The 20,329-nt window shown below is 73.7% G+C and carries 21 protein-coding genes and 1 pseudogene; 6 read left to right on the top strand and 16 right to left on the bottom strand.

What is annotated here, in order from left to right; genetic code table 11:
• Nucleotides 1–12: 12 nt before the first annotated feature.
• The 7 genes from AC6CKD_RS10900 to AC6CKD_RS10870 all read right to left on the bottom strand — a co-directional run bounded on the left by AC6CKD_RS10900 (nt 13) and on the right by AC6CKD_RS10870 (nt 7,093).
• Entirely contained in the window at nt 13–558 is a 546-nt protein-coding gene (locus AC6CKD_RS10900; RefSeq protein ID WP_498326786.1) for a GNAT family N-acetyltransferase, read from the bottom strand.
• Nucleotides 559–597: 39 nt separating this feature from the next.
• Complete coding sequence (locus AC6CKD_RS10895) at nt 598–1,386, bottom strand: TetR/AcrR family transcriptional regulator (RefSeq protein ID WP_498326784.1); 789 nt, start codon at nt 1,384–1,386, stop codon at nt 598–600.
• Between the two features lie 35 nt (nt 1,387–1,421).
• A complete protein-coding gene (locus AC6CKD_RS10890) occupies nt 1,422–2,471 on the bottom strand; it encodes a PDR/VanB family oxidoreductase (protein WP_498326783.1) in 1,050 nt (349 codons plus the stop codon).
• Nucleotides 2,468–3,370 carry a metal-dependent hydrolase gene (locus AC6CKD_RS10885; protein ID WP_498326782.1) on the bottom strand — a complete coding sequence of 301 codons (903 nt, stop codon included), beginning with the start codon at nt 3,368–3,370 and terminating at the stop codon, nt 2,468–2,470. Before AC6CKD_RS10885 ends, AC6CKD_RS10890 begins: the two co-directional genes overlap by 4 nt.
• A 126-nt stretch (nt 3,371–3,496) precedes the next feature.
• Entirely contained in the window at nt 3,497–5,425 is a 1,929-nt protein-coding gene (locus AC6CKD_RS10880) for a hypothetical protein (protein WP_498326781.1), read from the bottom strand.
• Between the two features lie 135 nt (nt 5,426–5,560).
• Nucleotides 5,561–6,376 carry a tyrosine-protein phosphatase gene (locus AC6CKD_RS10875; protein WP_498326779.1) on the bottom strand — a complete coding sequence of 272 codons (816 nt, stop codon included), beginning with the start codon at nt 6,374–6,376 and terminating at the stop codon, nt 5,561–5,563.
• A 66-nt stretch (nt 6,377–6,442) separates the two neighbouring features.
• Nucleotides 6,443–7,093, bottom strand: a complete 651-nt coding sequence (locus tag AC6CKD_RS10870; protein ID WP_498326778.1) for a rhomboid-like protein — start codon at nt 7,091–7,093, stop codon at nt 6,443–6,445.
• Nucleotides 7,094–7,159: 66 nt separating this feature from the next.
• Between AC6CKD_RS10870 and AC6CKD_RS10865 the strand changes: the two genes are divergently transcribed.
• Nucleotides 7,160–7,990 carry a hypothetical protein gene (locus tag AC6CKD_RS10865; protein ID WP_498326777.1) on the top strand — a complete coding sequence of 277 codons (831 nt, stop codon included), beginning with the start codon at nt 7,160–7,162 and terminating at the stop codon, nt 7,988–7,990.
• Nucleotides 7,991–8,135: 145 nt separating this feature from the next.
• Nucleotides 8,136–9,611 carry a PepSY-associated TM helix domain-containing protein gene (locus AC6CKD_RS10860; RefSeq protein WP_498326775.1) on the top strand — a complete coding sequence of 492 codons (1,476 nt, stop codon included), beginning with the start codon at nt 8,136–8,138 and terminating at the stop codon, nt 9,609–9,611.
• A gap of 61 nt (nt 9,612–9,672) precedes the next feature.
• Here AC6CKD_RS10860 and AC6CKD_RS10855 read toward each other — a convergent pair whose 3' ends face one another.
• The 4 genes from AC6CKD_RS10855 to glnII form a co-directional block, all read right to left on the bottom strand.
• Nucleotides 9,673–11,028, bottom strand: a complete 1,356-nt coding sequence (locus tag AC6CKD_RS10855) for a serine/threonine protein kinase (protein WP_498326774.1) — start codon at nt 11,026–11,028, stop codon at nt 9,673–9,675.
• The gene (locus AC6CKD_RS10850; protein WP_498326773.1) at nt 11,013–11,369 is read right to left on the bottom strand and encodes a protein kinase family protein; all 357 of its coding nucleotides are present in this window, start codon (nt 11,367–11,369) and stop codon (nt 11,013–11,015) included. The genes AC6CKD_RS10855 and AC6CKD_RS10850 overlap by 16 nt, the downstream gene beginning before the upstream one ends.
• A gap of 285 nt (nt 11,370–11,654) precedes the next feature.
• Complete coding sequence (locus AC6CKD_RS10845) at nt 11,655–12,257, bottom strand: winged helix-turn-helix domain-containing protein (protein WP_498326772.1); 603 nt, start codon at nt 12,255–12,257, stop codon at nt 11,655–11,657.
• Between the two features lie 493 nt (nt 12,258–12,750).
• Nucleotides 12,751–13,770, bottom strand: a complete 1,020-nt coding sequence (glnII, locus tag AC6CKD_RS10840) for a glutamine synthetase (protein WP_498326770.1) — start codon at nt 13,768–13,770, stop codon at nt 12,751–12,753.
• 279 nt (nt 13,771–14,049) lie between these two features.
• Here glnII and AC6CKD_RS10835 point away from each other — a divergent pair, with 279 nt between their 5' ends.
• A complete protein-coding gene (locus AC6CKD_RS10835; RefSeq protein WP_498326959.1) occupies nt 14,050–14,979 on the top strand; it encodes a Gfo/Idh/MocA family protein in 930 nt (309 codons plus the stop codon).
• A gap of 30 nt (nt 14,980–15,009) precedes the next feature.
• On the opposite strand, the gene AC6CKD_RS10830 is transcribed toward AC6CKD_RS10835, so the two are convergent.
• A complete protein-coding gene (locus AC6CKD_RS10830; RefSeq protein ID WP_498326768.1) occupies nt 15,010–15,591 on the bottom strand; it encodes a hypothetical protein in 582 nt (193 codons plus the stop codon).
• Between the two features lie 242 nt (nt 15,592–15,833).
• On the opposite strand from AC6CKD_RS10830, the gene AC6CKD_RS10825 reads away from it, so the two are divergent.
• Nucleotides 15,834–16,541, top strand: coding sequence for an NADPH-dependent F420 reductase (locus tag AC6CKD_RS10825; protein WP_498326767.1), 708 nt, complete (start codon nt 15,834–15,836; stop codon nt 16,539–16,541).
• Between the two features lie 154 nt (nt 16,542–16,695).
• On the opposite strand, the gene AC6CKD_RS10820 is transcribed toward AC6CKD_RS10825, so the two are convergent.
• Nucleotides 16,696–17,076, bottom strand: a complete 381-nt coding sequence (locus tag AC6CKD_RS10820; protein ID WP_498326765.1) for an ArsC/Spx/MgsR family protein — start codon at nt 17,074–17,076, stop codon at nt 16,696–16,698.
• 106 nt (nt 17,077–17,182) lie between these two features.
• Between AC6CKD_RS10820 and AC6CKD_RS10815 the strand changes: the two genes are divergently transcribed.
• Nucleotides 17,183–17,446 (top strand): hypothetical protein, encoded by a 264-nt coding sequence (locus tag AC6CKD_RS10815; RefSeq protein WP_478690306.1) that lies wholly within the window; start codon nt 17,183–17,185, stop codon nt 17,444–17,446.
• 91 nt (nt 17,447–17,537) lie between these two features.
• Here the strand turns inward: AC6CKD_RS10815 and AC6CKD_RS10810 are convergent, their stop codons facing one another.
• From AC6CKD_RS10810 to AC6CKD_RS10800, 3 genes and pseudogenes are all read right to left on the bottom strand, one after another.
• On the bottom strand, nt 17,538–17,855 hold the full coding sequence (locus AC6CKD_RS10810) for a zinc ribbon domain-containing protein (protein ID WP_498326764.1): 318 nt from the start codon (nt 17,853–17,855) through the stop codon (nt 17,538–17,540).
• Between the two features lie 184 nt (nt 17,856–18,039).
• Nucleotides 18,040–18,111: pseudogene (locus AC6CKD_RS10805) on the bottom strand (helix-turn-helix domain-containing protein); the annotation flags it as partial.
• A 303-nt stretch (nt 18,112–18,414) separates the two neighbouring features.
• Nucleotides 18,415–19,527 carry a PP2C family protein-serine/threonine phosphatase gene (locus AC6CKD_RS10800; protein ID WP_498326762.1) on the bottom strand — a complete coding sequence of 371 codons (1,113 nt, stop codon included), beginning with the start codon at nt 19,525–19,527 and terminating at the stop codon, nt 18,415–18,417.
• Between the two features lie 76 nt (nt 19,528–19,603).
• On the opposite strand from AC6CKD_RS10800, the gene AC6CKD_RS10795 reads away from it, so the two are divergent.
• Nucleotides 19,604–20,308: a VIT1/CCC1 transporter family protein gene (locus AC6CKD_RS10795; protein ID WP_498326761.1), complete on the top strand. Its 705-nt coding sequence runs from the start codon at nt 19,604–19,606 to the stop codon at nt 20,306–20,308.
• Nucleotides 20,309–20,329: the final 21 nt, after the last annotated feature.

Raw genomic sequence — 20,329 nt, 5'->3', positions numbered from 1 at the left:
TGCGGGGGCGGCTCAGGCCGAGTTGACCAGAGTGAGCTGATCCAGCCGCTTCTCCAGCAGGATCACCCCGTACACCCGACCGTTCCCGTCCTCCTTGTGGGGGAACTCCCCGACCACCCGGTAGCCCGCTTCACGGTAGTACGCGAGCAGCCGGGGGTTGGTGGAGACGCAGTCCAGCCGCGCCCGTTCGCGGCCGGTCCTGGCGATCCGCCGCTCGAAGTGTTCGAGCAGCCGCCGGCCGGCCCCGGCGGGCGCGGCCTCGCGTTCGACCATGAGGCGGTGCACGTAGCCGGCCACGGGAGGCTGGATGCCCCAGGCCTCCTCGTCGGACCACCACAGCTCGTAGGCCCCGACGGCGTGCCCGTTGCCGTCCGAGGCGATCCACACCTCGCCCGCGCGCATGACCGCCCGGAAGTGCGCGGCGTCCTTCTCCCCGGGCTTCCACTGCTCGATCCCGTGCGCGGCCATCCAGCGGGCGGCCTGGTCGTACAGGGCCACCAGTGTGCCGGCGTCCTTCTCCTCGGCCTGCCGGAACACGATCCCGTCGTCAATGATCACGCGGGCATTATTGCGCGCTATTCGATCAAGGACGGTCGATCAACGCGGACCGGGCACCGAGGGGCCGGATTCCGTGGGGCTGGGTCCGGAGGGGCTGGGTCCGGAAGGGCTGGATCCCGTGGGGCTGGGTCCCGTGGGCACCAGGGCCACCAGCCGTCCCACCAGTTCCCCGAACGGCCCGTCGGCGGGCTCGTCCACGAGGATCCGTACGAGGATGCCCGCCATCTCCGCGTCGTAGGCGGCGCTCACCGCGGCCAGCGCCGCGAAATCGTGCACGAGCTGCAACTCCAGCTCGGCGCGCGGGATCCGCCGGCCGTCCAGCCAGATCAGCGCCGTCGACTCGGCCAGCGACACCCACGACCGCACCACGAGCTCCAGCCGGGCGGGCGGGGCCTGCAGGTCGACGCCCAGGTGCGAGAGGATCTGCTCGTACGCCGCCTGCCGCACCTCGTCGATCATCGCGTTGGCCCGGCTGCTGCCGACCGCCGGACCGCCCCGCATCAGCGCCGAGAAGCCGGGCCCGTGCTCGTCGACGAAGGCGAAGAACCGCCCCATGACCCGGAGCAACCGGGCCCCGAGCGGCCCTTCACGGGGCTCCACGAAGAGCAGCGCGAGCTCGTCGGCCGCCCGCCGCAGCGCCGCCTCGTACAGGCTCAGCTTGCCGGGGAAGTAGTGGTAGACGAGCGGCCGCGATATGCCCGCGGCCGCCGCGATCTCGTCGATGGAGACGTCGTCGGGGGACCGGTGGCTGAACAGCTCCAGCGCCACCCCGATCAGCTGCTGCCGCCGCTCCTCGACACCCATCCTGCGCCGCACCCCGGTTGTCATGCGGACACCATACTGCGCACCCCCGTCGGGGCCGCCTACAGGTCGAGGACCAGGCGCTCCGAGGCCGCGCGGGAGACGCACAGGAGCATGGAGTCCTCGCGTTCGCCGTCCGTGAGGAGGGTGTCGCGGTGGTCGATGTCCCCTGCCAGGACCCGGTGTTGGCAGGTGCCGCAGAAGCCCTGCTCGCAGGAGTACGGGGTGTTGGGGAGCTCCCGGCGGACGGCGGTCAGGGCCGATTCCGCCGCCGCCACCTCCACGACCCGCCCCGAGCGGCGCAGTTCCACCGTGAACGGCTTCGAGTCCCCGCCCGCGGCCGCCGCGGCGAACCGCTCCAAGTGGACCGGGGTGCCCGCCGGCGCGGCCGCCTCGACCGCCGCCATCAGGGGGGCCGGGCCGCAGCAGTAGACCAGCGTGTCCGGGCCGAGCGCGCCGAGCCCGCTCAGGCCGGGGAGGCCCGCCTCGTCCTCGGGGACCACCGTGACCCGGTCCCCGAACCGCGCGAGTTCGCCCAGGAAGGGCATCGAGGCCCGCGAGCGGCCCCCGTAGACCAGGGTCCAGTCCGCGCCCGCCGCCGTCGCCGCCCGGAGCATCGGGAGGACGGGGGTGATGCCGATCCCGCCCGCGACGAACGCGTAGGACGGGGAGGGGACGAGGGGGAAGCGGTTGCGGGGCGGCCGGACCGGGAGCTCCGCACCCTCCACCAGCTGGGCGTGCGCCTCGCGCGAGCCGCCGCGGCCGTCCTCCACGAGCCGGACCGCGATCGTGTAGCGGCCCCGGTCGGCGGGGTCGCCGCACAGGGAGTACTGGCGGACCAGCCCCGACGGGAGCTGCACGTCCAGGTGCGCACCCGGGGCCCACTCCGGGAGCTCCGCCGATTCCAGGGTCAGGGACAGCACCCCGTCCGCCGGCTCCGTACGGGAGACGATCAGCGCCGGGATCCACCGGCGCGGCGAGTACCCCGAGACCGGGGTCTCCAGGGCGGGCAGCGGCCAGAGGGGCGATCCGGAGTCGATGCGCCGGCCGATCGCGCGCTTCGCCAGCCAGGCGGCGCCCGCGAGCGCGGTCACCTTGAGGGCGCGCCTCATCCGCGGGCACCGCCGTTCGCGCCGGGGGAGGAGGCCAGGTAGGCGACGGCCTGCGCCGTGGAACCCTCCTGCGAGGGGTGGTAGGTGCGCGAGAGGTAGGTCGGGATCGACTTCAGCATCGCGCCCGTGGAGGGCAGGGTCCCCCTGCGGCCCGAGCGGTAGAACTGGCCCACCGAGGCCTTGGACCCGGGCGGGAGTCCGGGGTCGTGTTCCATGAAGTAGCGCGATCCGCGCTGCCACAGGAAGACCAGCGCCGTGAAGGCCGTGGCCCAGGTGCGCGCCCGGCGGCGGTAGTTGCCGTCCAGGTGCATGAACAGGTCGAAGGCCACCGACCGGTGCTCCACCTCCTCCGCGCCGTGCCAGCGCAGCAGGTCCAGCATCACCGGGTCCGCGCCGCGCCGGTCCAGTTCGTCGGCGTTGAGCACCCAGTTGCCCAGGAAGGCCGTGTAGTGCTCGATCGCGGCGATCATCGCCACCCGCTCCATCAGCCACCACCTGCGGGGCCTCCCCGGCGGCAGCGTCCGGTCGCCGAGCAGCTTCTCGAAGAGCCAGTCGATCTGCGCCGTGTAGGGCGTGGGGTCCAGGCCCAGCCGCTTCAGGTGCGGGAGCACGTCGTCGTGCGCGCTCGCGTGCATGGCCTCCTGGCCGATGAACCCCACGACGTCCTCGCGCAGTCGCTCGTCCGTGATGTACGGGAGCACCTGCTTGTAGACGTGCACGAACCAGCGCTCGCCCGCCGGGAGCAGCAGGTGCAGCACGTTGATGGTGTGGTTGGCGAAGGGGTCGCCGGGCAGCCAGTGGAGCGGGGTGTCCTCCCAGGAGAAGGACACGTTGCGGGCCTTCAGATCTATGTGTTCGGACGCCACGGGGGCGGGCGACGCGGGCGGCGTATTAGACATGGCGTCAATGTACTGATGGGTAGAGGGGAGGGAAACCCCTCTACCGTCACTTCCTTCGCCCCCCGGAGCCGGGACGGGACTCGTCCCGGCGCCGGGCCGGGACTCCCTCGCGGCGCCGGGCCGGGACTACCTCAACACCCCCGCCTCCGAGCCGTCCGTGAGCTTGCCCGTCAGTTCCACCTGCGCCCCCGCCGGAGCCTTCACCGCCAGCCGGTTGCCCACCGCGACACCGCTCACCTGGCCACCGCCCACGGTCAGTGAAGCGAACTGCGCACTGCCCGCGGCCAGTACGTACCACTGCCCGGCCTTCGACTTCCACAGCACACCGGCCAGCACCCGGGGCTCCCGCGGCCCGCACGCCGGCGAGCCCTCCGCCTTCGCCGCCTGCGCCGCCAGCGGCGCGCCCGGGGCCAGGAACTGCGCCTGCACCCGGTCCGCCGTGCCCTGCCAGGTCTCCGCCCGGGTGCACAGCCACGTCGCCGTGCCGTCGCCCTCCGGCAGCGGCTGCTTCGCGTACGTCCACGCGTTGACCGTACGGACCCCGTGCGAGCGCACCGAGGGCAGCAGGCACGCGATCCGCGACCAGTCGCCCAGCTCCGCGCCCTCCGTGACGTTCCGCTCGGCGCCGGGCGCCCCCGAGGTCAGCCGGGCCGGGGTCAGCTCGCCCAGGTCGGTGATCAGCCGGGTCGCCCCGTCACCGGTCACGGCCAGGGCGTTCCAGCTCGTACAGGTGCCGTCCGGGGCGGGACTCGGCACCGGCGGAGTGATCCCGTCCGGAGTCAGCTTGAGCTCCGCCGGCGCGCCCCCCGGCTTCAGCAGGTCCCGCTGCGCCGCGCCCGTCACCCAAGGAGCCGTCAGATAGCGGACGTTGCCGTCGACGCGGCTGAGCACCAGGGCCGCCGCCGTGTCCGCCGAGGCGCCGTCGGTCCGGGCGAAGTCGAGGGCGGCGATGTCGGTGCCGGAGCGCGGTTCGGCGTACCGCGCCACGCGCAGGCCGTCGTACAGCAGCACCACCACGGCCTGGTCGACGGTACCGGCGAACAGCAGCTGCGGGGGCCCCATCGGCGGTCCGGACGGGGTCCCGGGCGTGGCGGAGACCACGACCGTGCGGCCCGGCCGGGCCCAGACGGCCAGCGCCCGCCGCAACAGCGCGGTGTCGTCGACGCGGTCGCCGCGCGCGGGCCAGCCGGAGTAGTCGGTACGGGAGGACGTGCGCCAGACCGTGGGGGCCACCCGGACCAGCTGCCCGGGATCCAGGGCCTGCTCCGCCGCCGCGTTCTTCGCGTAGATCGGGGCGGCCGCCCCGTCGGCCCCCCACCCGCCGCCGGGCAGGGACAGCAGCACCCCGCACACCGCGAGGGCGATCCCGGCGGCGATCCCGGCCCGCACGAGACGGCGGCGGCGCAGCAGGTCGGTGGGCCGCGCCTGGAGCACGCAGGGGTCGAACTCGGGGGAGGCGAACAGCTCGTCGGTGGACGGATCCCCGGACTCCGCCACGGCGGCGGCCGGGTTGGCCACCCCCGCCTCGGTCAGCACCCGCAGCACCTCGGGTTCGGGCAGCCGCTCCAGCGCCCGCAGGACGCACGCGGCCCGGCCCGGCCCGTCGAGGGTGGCCAGCCACTGGTCGAGCGCCAGCTCCTCGGCCCCGCCCGAGCGCGGGAACAGCCGCAGCCCCCACACCTGGGGGAGCAGCGGCGGCAGTTGCGCCCGCCGGGGCAGCGCGCGGAACGTCAGCGGGACCCCCGCCTCCAGCGCGGAGCGCAGCACGCGCAGGCGTACGTACGCGTACCCGGACTCGGGCCCCGCCCCGCCGCGCTGCCCCGGAACCCCGCCCTGCACCGCGGCCTGCGCGGCGGCCACCCCGGCCCGCCGCCCGCGCGGCAGGGCGCGCTGGGCCAGCGAGTGGGCGGTGAGGACCCGCCGATTGCGTCCGAGGGCGGGCGGCAGCACCAGGTAGGCCAGCCGCACCAGCCGCGGATAGTGCTCGACGATGGCGGCCTCGGCCTGCTCGACATCGGGTGGGAGGGGGCGGGTGGCGGTATCCGGCGCAGTCACGTTCAGCAGAACGAGCGAATGGTCGGATGGTCACCGGGTCCCAGCGCGCATGTTCGGGCCGGTCCTCCGGGAGGGGCCGCACGGGTCGGCCCGCACGGGTCGGCCCGCCGGGCCGACGAGGTCCCGCCGCAGGGCTCAGACGACGAGGCGGGCGCGCAGTGCCTCGACCGTCTCGTCGGGGACGCCCAGACCCTCGCGCACGTACTTCTCCATCGAGCCGTAACGCGTGTTCACCTCGTCGAGCGCGGCCTCCAGGTAGTAGGGGAAGACGCCGATCAGCGACAGCGCGATGTCCGGGTCCCCGCCGGCCGCCGTGAAGCCTTCGATCATCGGGCCGAAGGCGATCCGCACCGCCGGGTTGACCGACAGGTACTCGGCCATCAGCGTCTCGTCGTCGGCGCCGAGCAGCGACAGGATCACGGTCGCGCCCCAGCCCGTACGGTCCTTGCCCGCCGTGCAGTGGAAGAGCAGCGGCCCGGACCGCGGGTCGGCGAGCTCGGTGAGCAGCAGACGGTACGCGGACTGCGCGGAGGCGGAGCTCACCAGCGAGCCGTAGAGGCTGATGAACAGGGCCCGCACCTTGCCGCCGCCCAGGTGCTCCTCGGCCACCGCCGGGTCGGACAGGAGGTCCTTGAGGTGGGCGGCGGGAATCTTCCCGGGGCCGCCGTCGCCCCCGGCGTCGGCCGTCATCTTGTCGGCCAGGGCGTCGGCTATGAGCAGCCGGGCGCCGGGCGGCATCCGGTCGGGGTGTTCGCCGCGCTCCGGGCCGCTGCGGAAATCGATGACGGTGCCGATGCCCAGCGCGGCCACCGCCCGGTCGACGTCGAGGTCGAGCCGGTCGAGCTGGCCGGAGCGCAGCACCAGGCCCGGCCGGACGCTGCGGCCACCGGCGAGCGGGGTGCCGCCGAGGTCCCGCAGGTTGGCGACGGTTTTGGCGGGGATGACGGTCATCGTGGGGACTCCAACATGATCAGAGAAACGTGATCAGACAATCGAATGATCGGAGAACTGGACGGCTCAAGATGAAGCACGCTGGGTGACGCGTGTCATCCTGATGATTTTCGGAGATTTCGGTCCGGAAAGGTAATCGGCGGCCAGCGAGACCCCGAGGCCGAGCCCCAGGGCCACCAGGTGCCCGGCGTCGGTGAAGGTCCGCTCCCGCCGCAGCACCGGCCGGACGGCGAGCGCCAGCAGCCCGACCCGGGCGGTGGTGCGCACCGGCCCGCGCGGAAGCCCCGAGGTCAGCGCCCCGAGCACGGTGTTGAACCCGTAGCTGGTGCCCACGTCCAGCGCCCGCCGGGTCTGCTGTGCCCGCCAGGTGTGGGGGCGGGCCGTCGGGCGCAGCACCCCGTAGACCAGGAGGGTGGCCGTGACGTGCCCGAACAGGAAGGCCGCGGCCGTCCACCAGGCCCCGTAGGCGTACTCGGCGTACCCGAGGACGGCCGCCAGCAGGAGGGCGTACGGCAGCGGCATCGGCTCCTCGACGAGGAAGGCGCTGGCCGCCAGGGTCTCCCAGCGGCCGGCGTCCAGGTTGTCGGCGTTGGTGGAGCAGCGTCGCAGCAGCCGCTCCCGCGCCTGCGGATCCAGCCGCTCCAGGGCGTACGCCCCGAGCTGGACCGTGCCCGTGTACACCGTGCTCAACGGGACCGTCAACGGCAGTGGGCTCATCGGACCATGATCGGCCACGGGGGTGCCGTACGGCGAGGCGGGGGCCCGTGGCAATATGCGCAGGTCATGCCAGTCAGCCCCGCGCCGATGCGCGCCACGCGGGCCGCGGTTTTCGCGGCGGTGGCCGTCGCACTGGGCGCCGCGGGGCATTCGTACATGTCAGGTACGGATCTTCCCGCACTGGGCCTTCTGTCCGCATTCGGACTGACCGGAGGGCTCGCCTGGCTCTCCGCCGGGCGCCGGCGCGGACCGCTCTCCATCGCCGGGGCGCTGCTCGCCGTACAGGCGGTCCTGCACCTCGTCTTCTCCGTTTCCGTTTCCGCCTCGGCCGGCAGCCGGCATCGGGCGGGCGCGGACGCGGGTGCGGGCGGGAGTTCGGGCGGGAGTTCGGGCGCGGCGCCGGGCATGGGCATGGGTATGGGGGGCGCGGAGGCCGGCCTGGAGGGCGTGGCCGCCGGCGCCGTGCAGGGCGTGCACGGCACGCACGCCGTGGACGCCATGGATGCCGTGGACGGCATGAGCGGCATGAGCGGGATGGCAGGCATGGGTGACATGGCCGCGAGCCACGCCCACGACGGGCTCGGCATGATCGCCGCGCACGTCGTCGCCGGGCTGTTCTGCGCGCTCTGGCTGGCCTGGGGCGAGGCCGCCGTCTTCCGGCTCGCCGCCGCCCTCGCGGCCGGGGCGCTGCTCGCCGCCCGGCCGCTCTCCCGGGTCCTCGCCCTGCTCCGGGCGCGCGGGATCGCCGTACCGCCGGCCCGGCCCTTCCGGCCCGCCGGGTACGAGCGGCCGCGCACCCTGCGCGGTGCCGTGCACGCGCACACCGCCGAGCGGCGCGGGCCGCCCGCGCGCGGACGGATCCGTACCACGGCCCCCGGCCGTCCTGCCCGCGCCTGACCGAACGGCGCACCTCCCCGGGGCCCGTCGTCTCAGTGCCGCCGCCTCGCCTTCGGGCGACGGCGGCCCCGGGACGACGGGCCCCGGGCGAGGGGGCGAGACCTGGGGCCGCTCACCCATGTCTTCGCCAACACCTAGGACACCCATGTCTCTCGACGAGGTCGGGGAACTCCGCGCAGCGGACCCCGACGCCCACGACGACCCCGAAACCCCCCTGGCCGTGGCCGAGCCCGCCCCCGCCCGCGCGCCCGGCACCTGGGCCGCGCTGCGGCCGCTGATCCTGCGGCTGCACTTCTACGCCGGCTTGCTGATCGCCCCGCTCCTGCTCGTCGCCGCCACCACCGGCCTGCTCTACGCCGGCTCCTGGCAGGCCGAGAAGATCCTCTACGCCGACGAGCTCACGGTCGACCGCGTCGGCGCGAGCGCGCAGCCGCTCAGCGCGCAGGTCGGCGCGGCCGCGAAAGCCGCGCCCCAGGGCGAGGTGACGGCCGTGTGGCCCGCGCCCGAGGCGGATGCCACCACCCGGGTGATCATGGAGAGCCCGGGTCTCGCCGAGGGCGAGACCCTCACCGTGTTCGTCGATCCGTATACGGCCGAGGTCCGCGGGAAGCTCACCACCGTCGGGGACGCGCTGCCGTTGCGGGCCTGGCTGAGCGAGTTCCACTCCAGCCTCCACCTGGGGGAGTTCGGCCGGAACTACAGCGAGCTCGCCGCGAGCTGGCTGTGGGTGGTCGCGCTCGGCGGGCTCGCCCTGTGGATAGGGCGCAAGCGCGCCCGCAAGGCCGCACTCGTCGTGCCCGACCGCGCGGCGACCGGTCGCCGCAAGACCCTCTCCTGGCACGGTTCTGTCGGCGTCTGGATCGCGGTCGGCCTCGTCGGCCTCTCCGCCACCGGCCTGACCTGGTCGAGGTACGCCGGCGAGAACATCGGGGAGCTCCAGGACCGCCTCGGCGGGAGCACCCCGGCCGTGGCCGCCAAGCTCACCGGCGCGCCGTCCGCCGACGCGGGCGGCGAGCATGCCGGGCACGGCGCGGCCGACGGAGCGCAGGAGGCGATGCCCGCTCCGGTCGATGGCATCGGCATCGACGGGGCGGTGGCCGCGGCCCGGTCCGCCGGGGTCACCGAGTCACTGCGGATCACCCTGCCCGCCCAGGGCAAGGGCTACGTGGTCAAGGAGCAGGACAAGCAGGTGCCGGTGCACCTGGACGCGGTCGCCGTGGACCCCGCCGACGGACGGGTCATGGACGAACTCCGGTTCGCCGACCACCCGCTGCTCGCGCAGCTCACCCGCTTCGGCATCGACCTGCACATGGGCCTGACCTTCGGGCTCGCCAACCAGGTGGCCCTGGCCGCGCTCGCGGTCCTGGTGATGTTCATGGTCATCTGGGGCTACCGCATGTGGTGGCTGCGCCGCCCGACCAAGGAGCGCACGCTCTCGGCCGGCCGCCCCCAGCCGCGCGGGGCGTGGCGGAAGCTGCCGGTGACGCTGCTGCTGCCGTCGGCCGCGGCGACGGCCGTCGTGGGGTGGTTCGTGCCGATGCTGGGCATCAGCCTGCTGGTGTTCCTGGCGGGGGACCTGGTGCTGGGCTTCGTCGCGGCGCGGCGGACCGCGAAGGCCTAGACAGCGGCGGCCCGTTGGGCCGGGACCCCGCCCGACGGGGTCCCGGCCGTCCCGGTCCCGGTCAGCCCGTCTTCCACGGGGTGAGCGTGGTGACGTAGTCGGGCATGGGGACGATCGCCCCCTTGCTCTTGGCGGTCACCACGTCGGTGATGCGGAGCATCGCCAGGTTCCCGTCGCTGGTGACCGTGCACAGCACGGTGCCCTTCGCGAGCTCCTTGCCCTGTTCGAGCTGGGAACTCGACAGCTTGGAGGCCAGGGTGTTCGTCGCGACGGCGTCCTTGCACTCCTCACGCGTGCTGCCCGGACTCTTGCCCGCGGCCGTCAGGAAGGCCAGGCCCGCGTCGCTCCAGTCCTGGTAGGTCAGTTCCATTCCCTGGACCTTGCCGATCTCTCCGTCGGGAAGGACCTTCGGGGCGTCCAGGTCGACGTGGGTTCCCGTGTTGGAGGAGGGCGTGCGCAGGGTCAGCGGCTTGTCCTGGAAGACCACCGTGTAGGCGGAGGCGGAGGCGGAGGCGGAAGTGGAGGCGGAGGCCGAGGCCTTGGCTCCGGACGGGGCCGCGGCGGGTTCCGGGCCCGAGGGCGCGGGCGTGACCGGGCCCTCCTGCCGGGCCTCGTCCTTGCCGGAGCTGTCGCCGTCCACCAGCTCGACCGCGAAGCCGCCGGCGAGGACGGCCAGGACGAGGCCGCCGACGACCAGAGCCCCCTGCACACGTGTCGGAGCCGTGACCGGCACCGGGGCCTGCGCAGGAGGGGGAGTCGGACGGCCGCCGGACCAGGCCGACGGTGGACCGGTGGGCCGTGGCGGCGCGTCCACCGTCGGCTCTCCGTACACCCCGCCGAAGGTGCCGGACCCGCCCGGGCCGGACCCGCCCGCGGCTGCGCGCGCACTCCCGCCCGAGTCCGCCACCGTCGGCGCCGGCGGGTTCTCCGCGGCCCGCACCCGGCGGGCGATCTCCTGGCCGACCGGCTCCGGGAGCCAGCCGTCGAAGTCGTTCAGCGGCCGCCCGGCGAACAGTTCGCACAGCGCGGCGAGCTCGTCCGTACCGATCCGCGCCGCCGGATCCGCCGTCAGGCAGCGTTCCAGCAGCGGCCGCAGTTCGACCGGGTAACCGCCCAGGCCCGGAGGCAGCCGGTCGGTGTTGGCGATCCGCACACCGAGGGCCGTCGCCCCGCCCTCCCCGTACGGGTGCCGCCCGGTGGCGGCGACCGCCGCGATGAGCCCGACCGCGAACAGGTCGCTCGCGGTGGTGACCTCGGCGCCCAGCGCGTGTTCGGGGGACGTGTACTGCGGAGTGCCGATGGCGCCGCCGGTGCGCGTGAGCTGCGTGCTGTCGGCGGCCCGGGCGATCCCGAAGTCGATGACGTACGGCCCGGCCGCGCCGAGCAGGAGGTTTGCGGGCTTCAGGTCGCGGTGCACGACGCCCGCGGCGTGGATGGAGCCGAGGGGCGGATGGAGCCGAGGGCCCGCGCAGTGCAGCCGATCAACTGGAAGACGGTGGGCAGCGGGAGCGGACCGTAGGCGTTCAGGGCGTCGTGCAGCGACAGTCCCGGTACGAACTCCGAGGCGAGCCACGGCGCGGTGCCCGTGGTGTCGTGGTCGAGGACGGGGACGAGGTGGTAGCCCTGCACCCGGCGCGCGGCCCGCACTTCGTGCTCGAACCGGCTGCGGAAGTCCGGGTCCTGCCCGAACTCCCGGCGGATCACCTTCAGCGCGACCGGCTGTCCGCCGCGCGTGCGCGAGAGGTAGACGGTGCCCATCCCGCCCTCGCCGATCCGGGCGATCAGGCGGTAGCCGGCGGTCTCGCGGGGTCCTGGGGCTCAAGTGGGGCAAGCACGCTGCCCGTTCCGATGGTCACGTCGGAAAATCCTACGGCAGGAACCGGGGCTGATCAGCACGGACGTACGAGAAATCCCCTTTGCGGCAGCGGAGTTGATGAACCCGTCCATCAACCCGTCCGGCCACCCATCCGACCGGGCCCGTACTCCGGTCCCTCTCGCGAGTACGGGCCCGCAGTCATGTCCGCGGGTCGGCCATCGTCCCGGTCAGGGGGCGTACTTGTACCCCACCCGGCGTACGGTCTGGATCGCGCCGCGGTGGGAGGCGCCCAGCTTGCGGCGCAGTCGCGCGACGTGGACGTCGACCGTGCGGCCGTCGCCGACGTGGCCGTAGCCCCAGACGGTGGTCACGAGCTGGTCGCGGCTGTGCACCCGGTGCGGGTGCGCGACCAGGTGGGCCAGCAGCTCGAACTCCAGGTACGTCAGGTCCAGGACCTCGCCGTCCACCTCGGCGGTGCGCTGCGCGGGGTCGATGCGGACCAGGGCGTCGCCGGTGACGGCCGCCGAGCCGGGTGCCGGGGCGGCGGGAACGGACTGCGGGGAGAAGCCGATCGGCGGCTGCTGGTCCGCCGGTACGAGCACCAGGTAGCCGACCATCGGCGGCTGGCCGGGGAGGGCGGGCAGGGTGTGCGCGGGAGCAGGCAGCCAGGTGGCGCCGGGCGGCAGGAAGTCCGCTACGCGGGCAACGGCGCCCACCTCGTCCCGGTCCACGGCCCGCAGGCGGTGGCGCGGACTGGGCGGGAACGTCGGGTAGGCCAGGGGAGCGGTCGCAGCGGAGGCGGCAGAAGCGAAGGAACGGGTGTTCGTCATGAGTGGTCAGCTCTTTCACGCGGAGTGGTCGGCAGGAGACGTACGTAAAGGCGTCGTCTTGTGTCGTACCGCGCAGACCGAAGGCCTCGGGGGAGGTCGGTTGGAGGTCCCGGAGGCTTTAGAGGGCCGGCGCGTTCTTCGCGCGGCAACACACCCGGTCGAAATCGTGGTCCTGACGGGAAGGCCAGAACGGCTCGAGGTCGCTGCGACCGGTCGAGGTGTGCGAGTGGCTGGCCATGGCTCCATTCAAGCAGATGCGCGGGCGCCGGGGCAGATCCCGTCTCACGCAGTGGAGCGGAATCCCATATTCCGTGATCATGCCGTGAACGCACCATTGCAATCCCGACGAACCGTCACCCACCCAGCTGCTCCTACGACTCCACCCCCGCGACCCGTATCGCATCGTGGGTGGATCCGTCCCACGCAGCGCGGCGCCCGCCCTCCCCGAGGGGAGGGCGGGCGCCGGGGTGGTGTCAGGGGTGGGCGGCCGGGGTCAGACCAGGCCGTCCTTCTCCAGGGCGGTGCAGCAGGTGTCCGTGATGAGGCGGGTCACCACGTACGGGTCCACGTTCGCGTTCGGGCGGCGGTCCTCGATGTAGCCCTTGCCGTCCTTCTCCACCTGCCACGGGATGCGGACGGAGGCGCCGCGGTCCGAGACGCCGTAGCTGTACTCGTTCCACGGGGCCGTCTCGTGCAGGCCCGTCAGGCGCTCGTCGATGCCCGCGCCGTAGTTCTTGACGTGGTCCAGCGGCTTGCTGCCCTCACCCAGGGACTCCGCCGCGGAGATGATCGCGCGGTAGTCCTCGCGCATCGCCTTCGTGGAGAAGTTGGTGTGCGCGCCCGCGCCGTTCCAGTCGCCCTTGACCGGCTTCGGGTTCAGCGTCGCGGAGACGTTGAAGTCCTCGGCGGTGCGGTAGAGCAGCCAGCGCGCGATCCACAGCTGGTCGGAGACCTCCAGGGGGCCGACCGGGCCGACCTGGAACTCCCACTGGCCGGGCATGACCTCGGCGTTGATGCCGGAGATGGCCAGACCCGCCGCGAGGCAGTGGTCCAGGTGCTTCTCGACGATGTCGCGGCCGAAGATCTCGTCCGAGCCGACGCCGCAGTAGTAGCCGCCCTGCGCGGCCGGGAAGCCGTTGACCGGGAAGCCGAGCGGGCGGGTGCCGTCGAAGAAGGTGTACTCCTGCTCGATGCCGTAGATCGGCTCCTGAGCGGCGAACTTCTCGGCGATCGGACGCAGCAGTGCGCGGGTGTTCGACTCGTGCGGGGTCATGTCGATGTTCAGGACCTCGCACAGCACGAGGAGGTTGTCGCCGCCGCGGATCGGGTCCGGGCACGAGAACACCGGCTGCAGCACGCGGTCGGAGGCGTGGCCCTCGGCCTGGTTGGTGCTCGATCCGTCGAAGCCCCAGATCGGCAGCGCGTCGCCGTCGCCAAGGATCTTCGTCTTGGAGCGCAGCTTCGCAGTCGGCTCGGTTCCGTCGATCCAGATGTACTCAGCCTTGTAGCTCACGGGCCCCATCCTTCGGTGCGTCGCTCCGGCGCAGACTCTGCGGGTGCTGCGTTGCGTCCTGCGGATCGCGTACGGCGGTTCACGTCCCTGTGGCTCGCGTACTGCGAATTCGTTCTGCGGTGTAGACCGCAGAGTGCCCGCTCGCGATTTCTCTTCCGTTGCCCGTGTGTGAACCCCGTGTTACCGAGGTTTGCGCCGCAGGTGGGCGCGGGCGAGAGGGTTGGCGTCCGGACGCCCGTCCGAGTGGGGCAGACTGGGCGGGTGAGCATTTCGTACGATTTGACGTCCGCCGGAGATGCCGCCGCAGAGGCCGCTTCCGGACCCCGACTCCGGGTCGGGCTGCTGGGCACCGGCCCCTGGGCCCGCCGCACGCACGCCCCCGCCCTCGCCGCGCACCCCGGCTCCGAGTTCGCGGGAGTCTGGGGCCGTCGCCCCGAAGCCGCGGCGGAGCTGGCGCGTGAGTACGGCGTGAAGGTGTACGAAGACCCCGACGCGCTGTTCGCCGACTGTGACGCCGTCGCCTTCGCCCTGCCGCCCGACGTGCAGGCCCCGCTCGCCGTGCGCGCGGCGGCCGCCGGCTGCCATCTGCTGCTCGACAAGCCCGTCGCCACCACCCCGGCCGCAGCGCGCGCGGTCGCCGCGGCCGTGGCCGAGCACCGGGTGGCCTCCGTCGTCTTCCTCACCCTGCGCTTCGCCGAGCCGACCGCCGGCTGGGTGGAGGAGCAGGCGCAGCGCACGGGCTGGTTCACCGCCGCCGCGCACTGGCTCGGCGCGGTCTTCCCGCCCGACGGCGAACCCAGCGCCTACGCGGACTCGCCCTGGCGCAAGGCCAAGGGCGGGCTGTGGGACGTGGGCCCGCACGCCCTGTCCGTACTCCTTCCGGTCCTCGGCGACGTCACCGCGGTCAGCGCCACCCGCGGACCCGCCGACGTGGTCCAGCTGGCGCTGCGCCACAGCTCCGGCGCGGCCAGCACCGCCGTGCTCAGCCTCAGCTCCCCGCGCGCGGCCGCCGGGGTCGGGCTGGAACTGCGCGGGACCGCCGGCGTCTTCGGCATGCCGGAGTGGAGCAACGTTCCGGGCGCCTACGGCCGCGCCCTGGACGCGCTCCTCACCTCGGCCCGCACGGGGGTGCCGGACGTGCGGGGGGCGGAGTTCGGAGCCCGGCTGACGGAGATCCTGGCGGAGGCGGAGGGGCAACTGCCGGAGTAGCGCCCGCCCCCGCCGTGCGGGGCGGGGGCGTTACTTGATGACCGCGTTGGCCGCGATGATGGCCAGCCCGATCGTGGCGTCGGCGACCCCGATGAGCAGCGCCGAGGCGAGCTTGTAGCCGACCCGGAGGGCCACGAAGGCGCCCCAGGCGAACAGCATCGCGGTGTTCACGCCGAGCCCGATGGCCGTGACCCCGTGCGAGTCCCAGCCGGTGAGTCCGGCGACGAGCAGCAGCAGGACCGTGGGCAGGGTGGCCGCGATCATGGGCCACTCGTTCCACAGGGCCCGCCCGAGGATCCGCCACCGGTGCCCGGCGGAGCCGGCCTGGTGGGTGCTCATGTGGTGCGAGTACCCGTGCGCGAGTCCGGCGGTGGCGGCGGTGACGAGCACCCAACTGGCGTCGTAGAAGGGGGTGTACTCCCCGCCCTTCTGGTCGAGCGCGGCCAGCAGCCCGGAGGCGAGGACGGTCCCGTACACCCCGCCGAACATCCAGTCGGCGCCGAGCCGGGGCGGGGGAAGGGCGGGGATCGGAGACACCGGGACGACCGTCGCCGACGGAGGTGCCGGCGGCTCGCCGGGCGCGGTGGATCGCGGGTGCTGCTGCTCGTTCACTGTGAATCCTTTGGTGCGGTACGTCCCCTTTGTGCTGAGCCCACCCTACGAGGCGCGGGATGGGGCCGGGACGAAGGCCCTGAGCAGGAGCGGCGCACGGGGGCGGCGCACCGGCGGTGGCGGGGCGGCACGCGGACGGCGGCGCGGACGGCGGCGGGGACGGGTGCGGACGGTGGCCGGGACGACGCGCCCCGGTGGCCCAGCTGCGGAATACCTTGGATCGCGGGCGACTTGAACCCCGCATGGCAACTCTTGGACTCATCGGAAGCGGCAACATCGGAAGCACCCTCGCGCGGCTCGCCGTGGACGCGGGGCTGGACGTGGTCCTCAGCAATTCCAGGGGACCGGAGACACTGGAGGCACTGGTCACCGAGCTCGGCCCGCGGGCCCGGGCCGCCACCCCGGCCGAGGCGGCGGCCGCCGGCGACTGGGTCGTGGCAACCATCCCGCTCAAGAACTACCGCGAGCTGCCCGCCGACGTGCTGGCGGGCAAGGTCGTGCTCGACACGCTCAACTACTACCCGCAGCGGGACGGCGTCTTCCCCGCCCTGGAGGCGGAGGAGTCCACCACCAGCGGGCTCGTCCAGGAGCACCTGTCCGGGGCGCGGGTCGTCAAGGTGTTCAACAACATCTACTTCAAGCACCTGCTCTCCCTCGCCCGCCCGGCCGGCTCCCCGGACCGCTCGGCCCTGCCGATCGCGGGCGAGGACCCGGCCGCCCGCGCGTCCGCCACCCGCCTCCTCGACCTGCTCGGCTACGACGCGGTCGACGCGGGGGAACTCACCGAGAGCTGGCGCTTCCAGCGCGACACGCCCGTGTACGTCCTCCCGTACGCCGCGGGCCCGGCCGGTCCGAACGGCCTCGCCGACACCCCGGCAGCCGTCGCCGACGTCGAGACGGTCCGCGCCGCCCTGGCGAAGGCGGTCCGGCCGGCGGGCTCCGCCGGCTGAGGATCCTGCCGGCCGGAGCCGGCCCCGCGGGCGTCTGCTGCGGCGCCCGCCCGGCCCGGACGGCCCGGGCCGGCACGACCCCGCCGCCCTCCAACTGCGGGTGCACCAGCGACGGGTGCCGGCGGGGGAGTACGGGTCCGGGCCCGGGCCCCGGCTAGCGGGGGCCGGTCGTGCGGGAGAGGGCTTCGCGGACGGCCTCCTCCGTGCGGGCCACCACCGCCGTGCCGTCCTCGGCCGTGATGATCGGACGCTGGATCAGCTTCGGGTGCGCCGCGAGATGGCTGATCCAGGCCCCGCGGGCGGCTTCGGTCTCCGCGCGCGGCAGGTCCCGTACACCGGTCTCCTTGGCCAGCGGGTCCGTGGTGCGGGTGATGTCCCAGGGCTCCAGGCCCAGCCGCCCCAGGACCTCACGGATCTCGGCCTCGGAGGGCACGTCCTCCAGGTAGCGGCGGACGGTGTACTCGGCGCCCTCCGCGTCCAGCAGGGTCAGCGCGCTACGGCACTTCGAGCAGGCGGGGTTGATCCAGATCTCCATGCCGAAAAGCTTAGCGAGGCGCCGTCTGGCCAGGTCCTTTGTCAGTGGTCGCCGGTAAAATCTAAGGAGAAGGACAGGACGCCAACTACCGTTTGGGAGGCTGTAGATGGCCACTGCCATGACCCTGCACACCATCGGGCCCGTCAAGAAGAAGCCGCTGCCGGCGGGGCTTCCCCGCGAGTGGTACGAGAGCCACAACCGGCGGCTGAAGGCGATGCGGCTGGCGATATCGCTGCTCGACTCGGGCACGTACGACGCTCAGCGCGCCACCAACCGCAAGATCCGCACGATGGCCGTCCGGACGGGCATCCGCCGGCCGTCGAACGTCACCTGCAAGCTGGTCCGCTCCTTCATCCGCGAAGCCGGGTAGGCGGGGCGGAGGAGGGCCGGGCGGGGCCGGCAGGTCTCAGCCCGCGTCGGGGACCTTCGGGAAGCTGAAGCCTTGACTTCCGCTCCCCGCCCTACAGGGCGGGGATTCCTGCCACGGTCGTGCGACCGTCTCGGTGGGTTCCTGCTTCACCGCGCTGCGCCGGGACGAGTCCCGGTCTTACTTGCGCTCCACAGGCTGACACCGCCAGTCCGGCGGCCTTGGCGACGTTGACCGCCGCGTTGATGTCCCGGTCCAGGACGGCCCCGCATGCCCTGCATTCCCACACGCGGATGTGCAGGGGTTTGGGGCCGTCCTTGACGCCGCACACGCAGCAGACCTGAGAGGTCGGCTCGAATCGGCCGATCCGCACGAAGGCGCGCCCGTACCGGGCCGCCTTGTACTCCAGCATCCAGATCCCGTAAGGACTGTTGGAGCACCACGGCGGAGACCGTGCCGAGCCATTCCCGCTCCCCAGTCTTCTTCGCCTCGGTGATCAGCAGCTTTGATAGGTCCCCGGCCTTAGGGAATGCCTCGCCTGCGGCACGGGCGGTCTCGCGAGCCCGGAGGGCATCGTTGTAAACCACCCGCGCACACCCGAACGCCCTCGCCAGCGCCGCGCGCTGAGGACCGTTCGGGTACAGGCGGAAGCCGTACCGAAGCTGCATGCCGATCACCGTACTGAGGTTGGGCTGTGGTCAGTGCCGAGCCCACCTGGAGCGGGGCGGGAGCCTTGATCTGCTGGTTCTGTGCCGAATCCGGTTCCGCCACGGCCTCTTCCCCGGCCGGGCCGACCACGATCGCGCCGGTGATCAGGGCGACGGCTCCGGCCGCCGCGACGACCGCCGTGATCCGCTGGTTGTGCTTGTACGGTGCGCGCATCGAATGGGCCTCGGATTCCGTGCTCGGAGGGCTGGAAGACTCGAGCAAAACACGGAAATTGACCCATATGGCCGCTTGTCATCGTGTGGTCATGTGTTCAGTACGGCGTGGTCATCGTGCGCCGGGGCGTCCAGGGACAGCACCAGCAGGGCCACGTCGTCGCGCGGCCCGCCCCCGGTGAAGGACCGCAAGTCCCGCCACACCGCAGGGGCCAGCCCCGCCGGGTCCGCCGCCAGCACGGGCACGCGCGCGGCCAGCGGGTAGAAGTTCCCCGCCGCGTCGCGGGCCTCCGTCACCCCGTCCGTATACATCACGAGCCGGTCCCCGGGGACGATGCGGAGCTCGGCCGGCGCCCCCGGGGTGGGACCGGCCAGGCCCAGGCCCAGCGGAGGCCCCGGGGCCACGTCGACCTCCGAGACCGTGAAACCCCGTAGCAGCAGGGGCGGCGGATGCCCGCACGACACGATCCGTACGACGTCCAGCCCGGGCGGGAACTCCAGCAGCACCGCCGTCGCGAAGAGCTCCGGGTGCGCCACCGACTCGGCCGCCGAGTCCGCCAGCAGCCGCCGGTCCAGCCGGGCCGCCACCGTCGTGAGCTCCGCGTCGTCCAGCACCCCCTCCCGGAAGGCGCCGAGCAGCGAGGCCACGGTGCCGACGGCGGCCAGGCCATGGCCCTGGACGTCGCCGACCAGCGCGCGCACGCCGTAGGGGCCGACCCGTACGTCGTACAGGTCGCCGCCGACCAGGGTGCCGTGCTGGGCCGCCCGGTAGAGGCCGGAGCAGCCGACCGCGCCGACCCGTTCGGGGACGGGCGGCAGGACCGCGAGCTGCGCCGCCTCCGCGACGGTGCGCACGCTCACCAGCTGGGCGTCGCGGCGTTTTCGGACCCAGGCGACCATCACGCTGAGCAGGCCGATCGCCGCCACGGTCGCGAGGTCGGAGCCCCGGGCGTGGGCGATCCCGAGGGAGGGCAGCCCGATGAGGACCAGCACCACTCCGGCGAAGACGGCCGTCCCGCCGGCCCCGTAGGCGAAGGCGGCCACCGGGGGGAGCCCGGCCAGGAAGTAGCCCAGCTCGACATCGCCCGGGGTGATGCGCTGCACGAACACCAGCACCACCAGGGCCACCGCCGGCGCGAGGCGGGCCCAGCGCGGCGGCGGCGCCCCGCGCAGCCAGCCCGGCTCCTCGCGTCTGCGTCTCACCCCTCCACCCTGATCCCGGGACCGAAGGCGCGCACGCCGGGTGGCTCCTTCCGGCGGCGCCCGCGACAGTGGTGGCGTGACGGAAGCGGATGGTGCGGCGCGGAGCGCGCGGATCAGTACCCGGCTGAACTGGCTGCGCGCGGGGGTGCTCGGCGCGAACGACGGGATCATCTCCACGGCGGGCCTGGTCGTCGGCGTGGCCGGGGCCACGACCTCGCGGACGGCGATCCTGGCGGCGGGCGTCGCCGGCCTGCTGGCGGGCGCGCTGTCGATGGCGGCGGGGGAGTACGTGTCGGTCAGCTCCCAGCGGGACTCGGAGAAGGCCGCGCTGGACGTGGAGCGGCGCGAGCTGGAGGAGTCGCCGCAGGAGGAGCTGGAGGAGCTGACCGGGCTGCTGGTGGGCAGGGGGCTGAGCGAGCCGGTGGCGCGGGAGGCGGCGGAGCAGCTGACGGAGCGGGACGCGCTGCGGGCGCACGCGCGGGTGGAGCTGGGGATCAACCCCGACGAGCTGGCCAACCCCTGGCACGCGGCGGCGGCGAGCCTGGTGGCGTTCACCGTGGGGGCGCTGCTGCCGCTGCTGGCGATCGTCCTGCCGGGGGCCTCGGAGCGGGTCCCGGTGACCGTGGTCGCGGTCCTGCTGTCCCTCACCCTGTGCGGAGTGCTCAGTGCCCGGCTGGGCGGGGCGCCCGCGGCCCGGGCGATCCTGCGCAACGTCGCCGGCGGCGCGCTGGCGATGACGGTGACCTACGCGGTCGGCACCTGGCTGGGCGCAGCCACCTGAGGGTCGGGGAGCCCTCTGCCG

The sequence above is a fragment of the Streptomyces sp. GQ60 genome, assembly GCF_059758875.1.
Note: the sequence above shows the minus strand (reverse complement) of the source record. Positions and strands in the feature narration are given on the sequence as shown.

Excerpts from the sequence above, each read along its gene's own strand:
- AC6CKD_RS10810 (WP_498326764.1), bottom strand. The coding sequence starts at position 17,855 with ATGCTGGAGTACAAGGCGGCCCGGTACGGGCGCGCCTTCGTGCGGATC.
- AC6CKD_RS10895 (WP_498326784.1), bottom strand. The coding sequence starts at position 1,386 with ATGACAACCGGGGTGCGGCGCAGGATGGGTGTCGAGGAGCGGCGGCAG.
- AC6CKD_RS10845 (WP_498326772.1), bottom strand. The coding sequence starts at position 12,257 with ATGACGAACACCCGTTCCTTCGCTTCTGCCGCCTCCGCTGCGACCGCT.
- AC6CKD_RS10850 (WP_498326773.1), bottom strand. The coding sequence starts at position 11,369 with ATGGGCACCGTCTACCTCTCGCGCACGCGCGGCGGACAGCCGGTCGCG.
- AC6CKD_RS10890 (WP_498326783.1), bottom strand. The coding sequence starts at position 2,471 with ATGAGGCGCGCCCTCAAGGTGACCGCGCTCGCGGGCGCCGCCTGGCTG.
- AC6CKD_RS10885 (WP_498326782.1), bottom strand. The coding sequence starts at position 3,370 with ATGTCTAATACGCCGCCCGCGTCGCCCGCCCCCGTGGCGTCCGAACAC.
- AC6CKD_RS10870 (WP_498326778.1), bottom strand. The coding sequence starts at position 7,093 with ATGAGCCCACTGCCGTTGACGGTCCCGTTGAGCACGGTGTACACGGGC.
- AC6CKD_RS10825 (WP_498326767.1), top strand. The coding sequence starts at position 15,834 with ATGGCAACTCTTGGACTCATCGGAAGCGGCAACATCGGAAGCACCCTC.
- AC6CKD_RS10820 (WP_498326765.1), bottom strand. The coding sequence starts at position 17,076 with ATGGAGATCTGGATCAACCCCGCCTGCTCGAAGTGCCGTAGCGCGCTG.
- AC6CKD_RS10875 (WP_498326779.1), bottom strand. The coding sequence starts at position 6,376 with ATGACCGTCATCCCCGCCAAAACCGTCGCCAACCTGCGGGACCTCGGC.
- AC6CKD_RS10860 (WP_498326775.1), top strand. The coding sequence starts at position 8,136 with ATGTCTCTCGACGAGGTCGGGGAACTCCGCGCAGCGGACCCCGACGCC.
- AC6CKD_RS10815 (WP_478690306.1), top strand. The coding sequence starts at position 17,183 with ATGGCCACTGCCATGACCCTGCACACCATCGGGCCCGTCAAGAAGAAG.
- AC6CKD_RS10865 (WP_498326777.1), top strand. The coding sequence starts at position 7,160 with ATGCCAGTCAGCCCCGCGCCGATGCGCGCCACGCGGGCCGCGGTTTTC.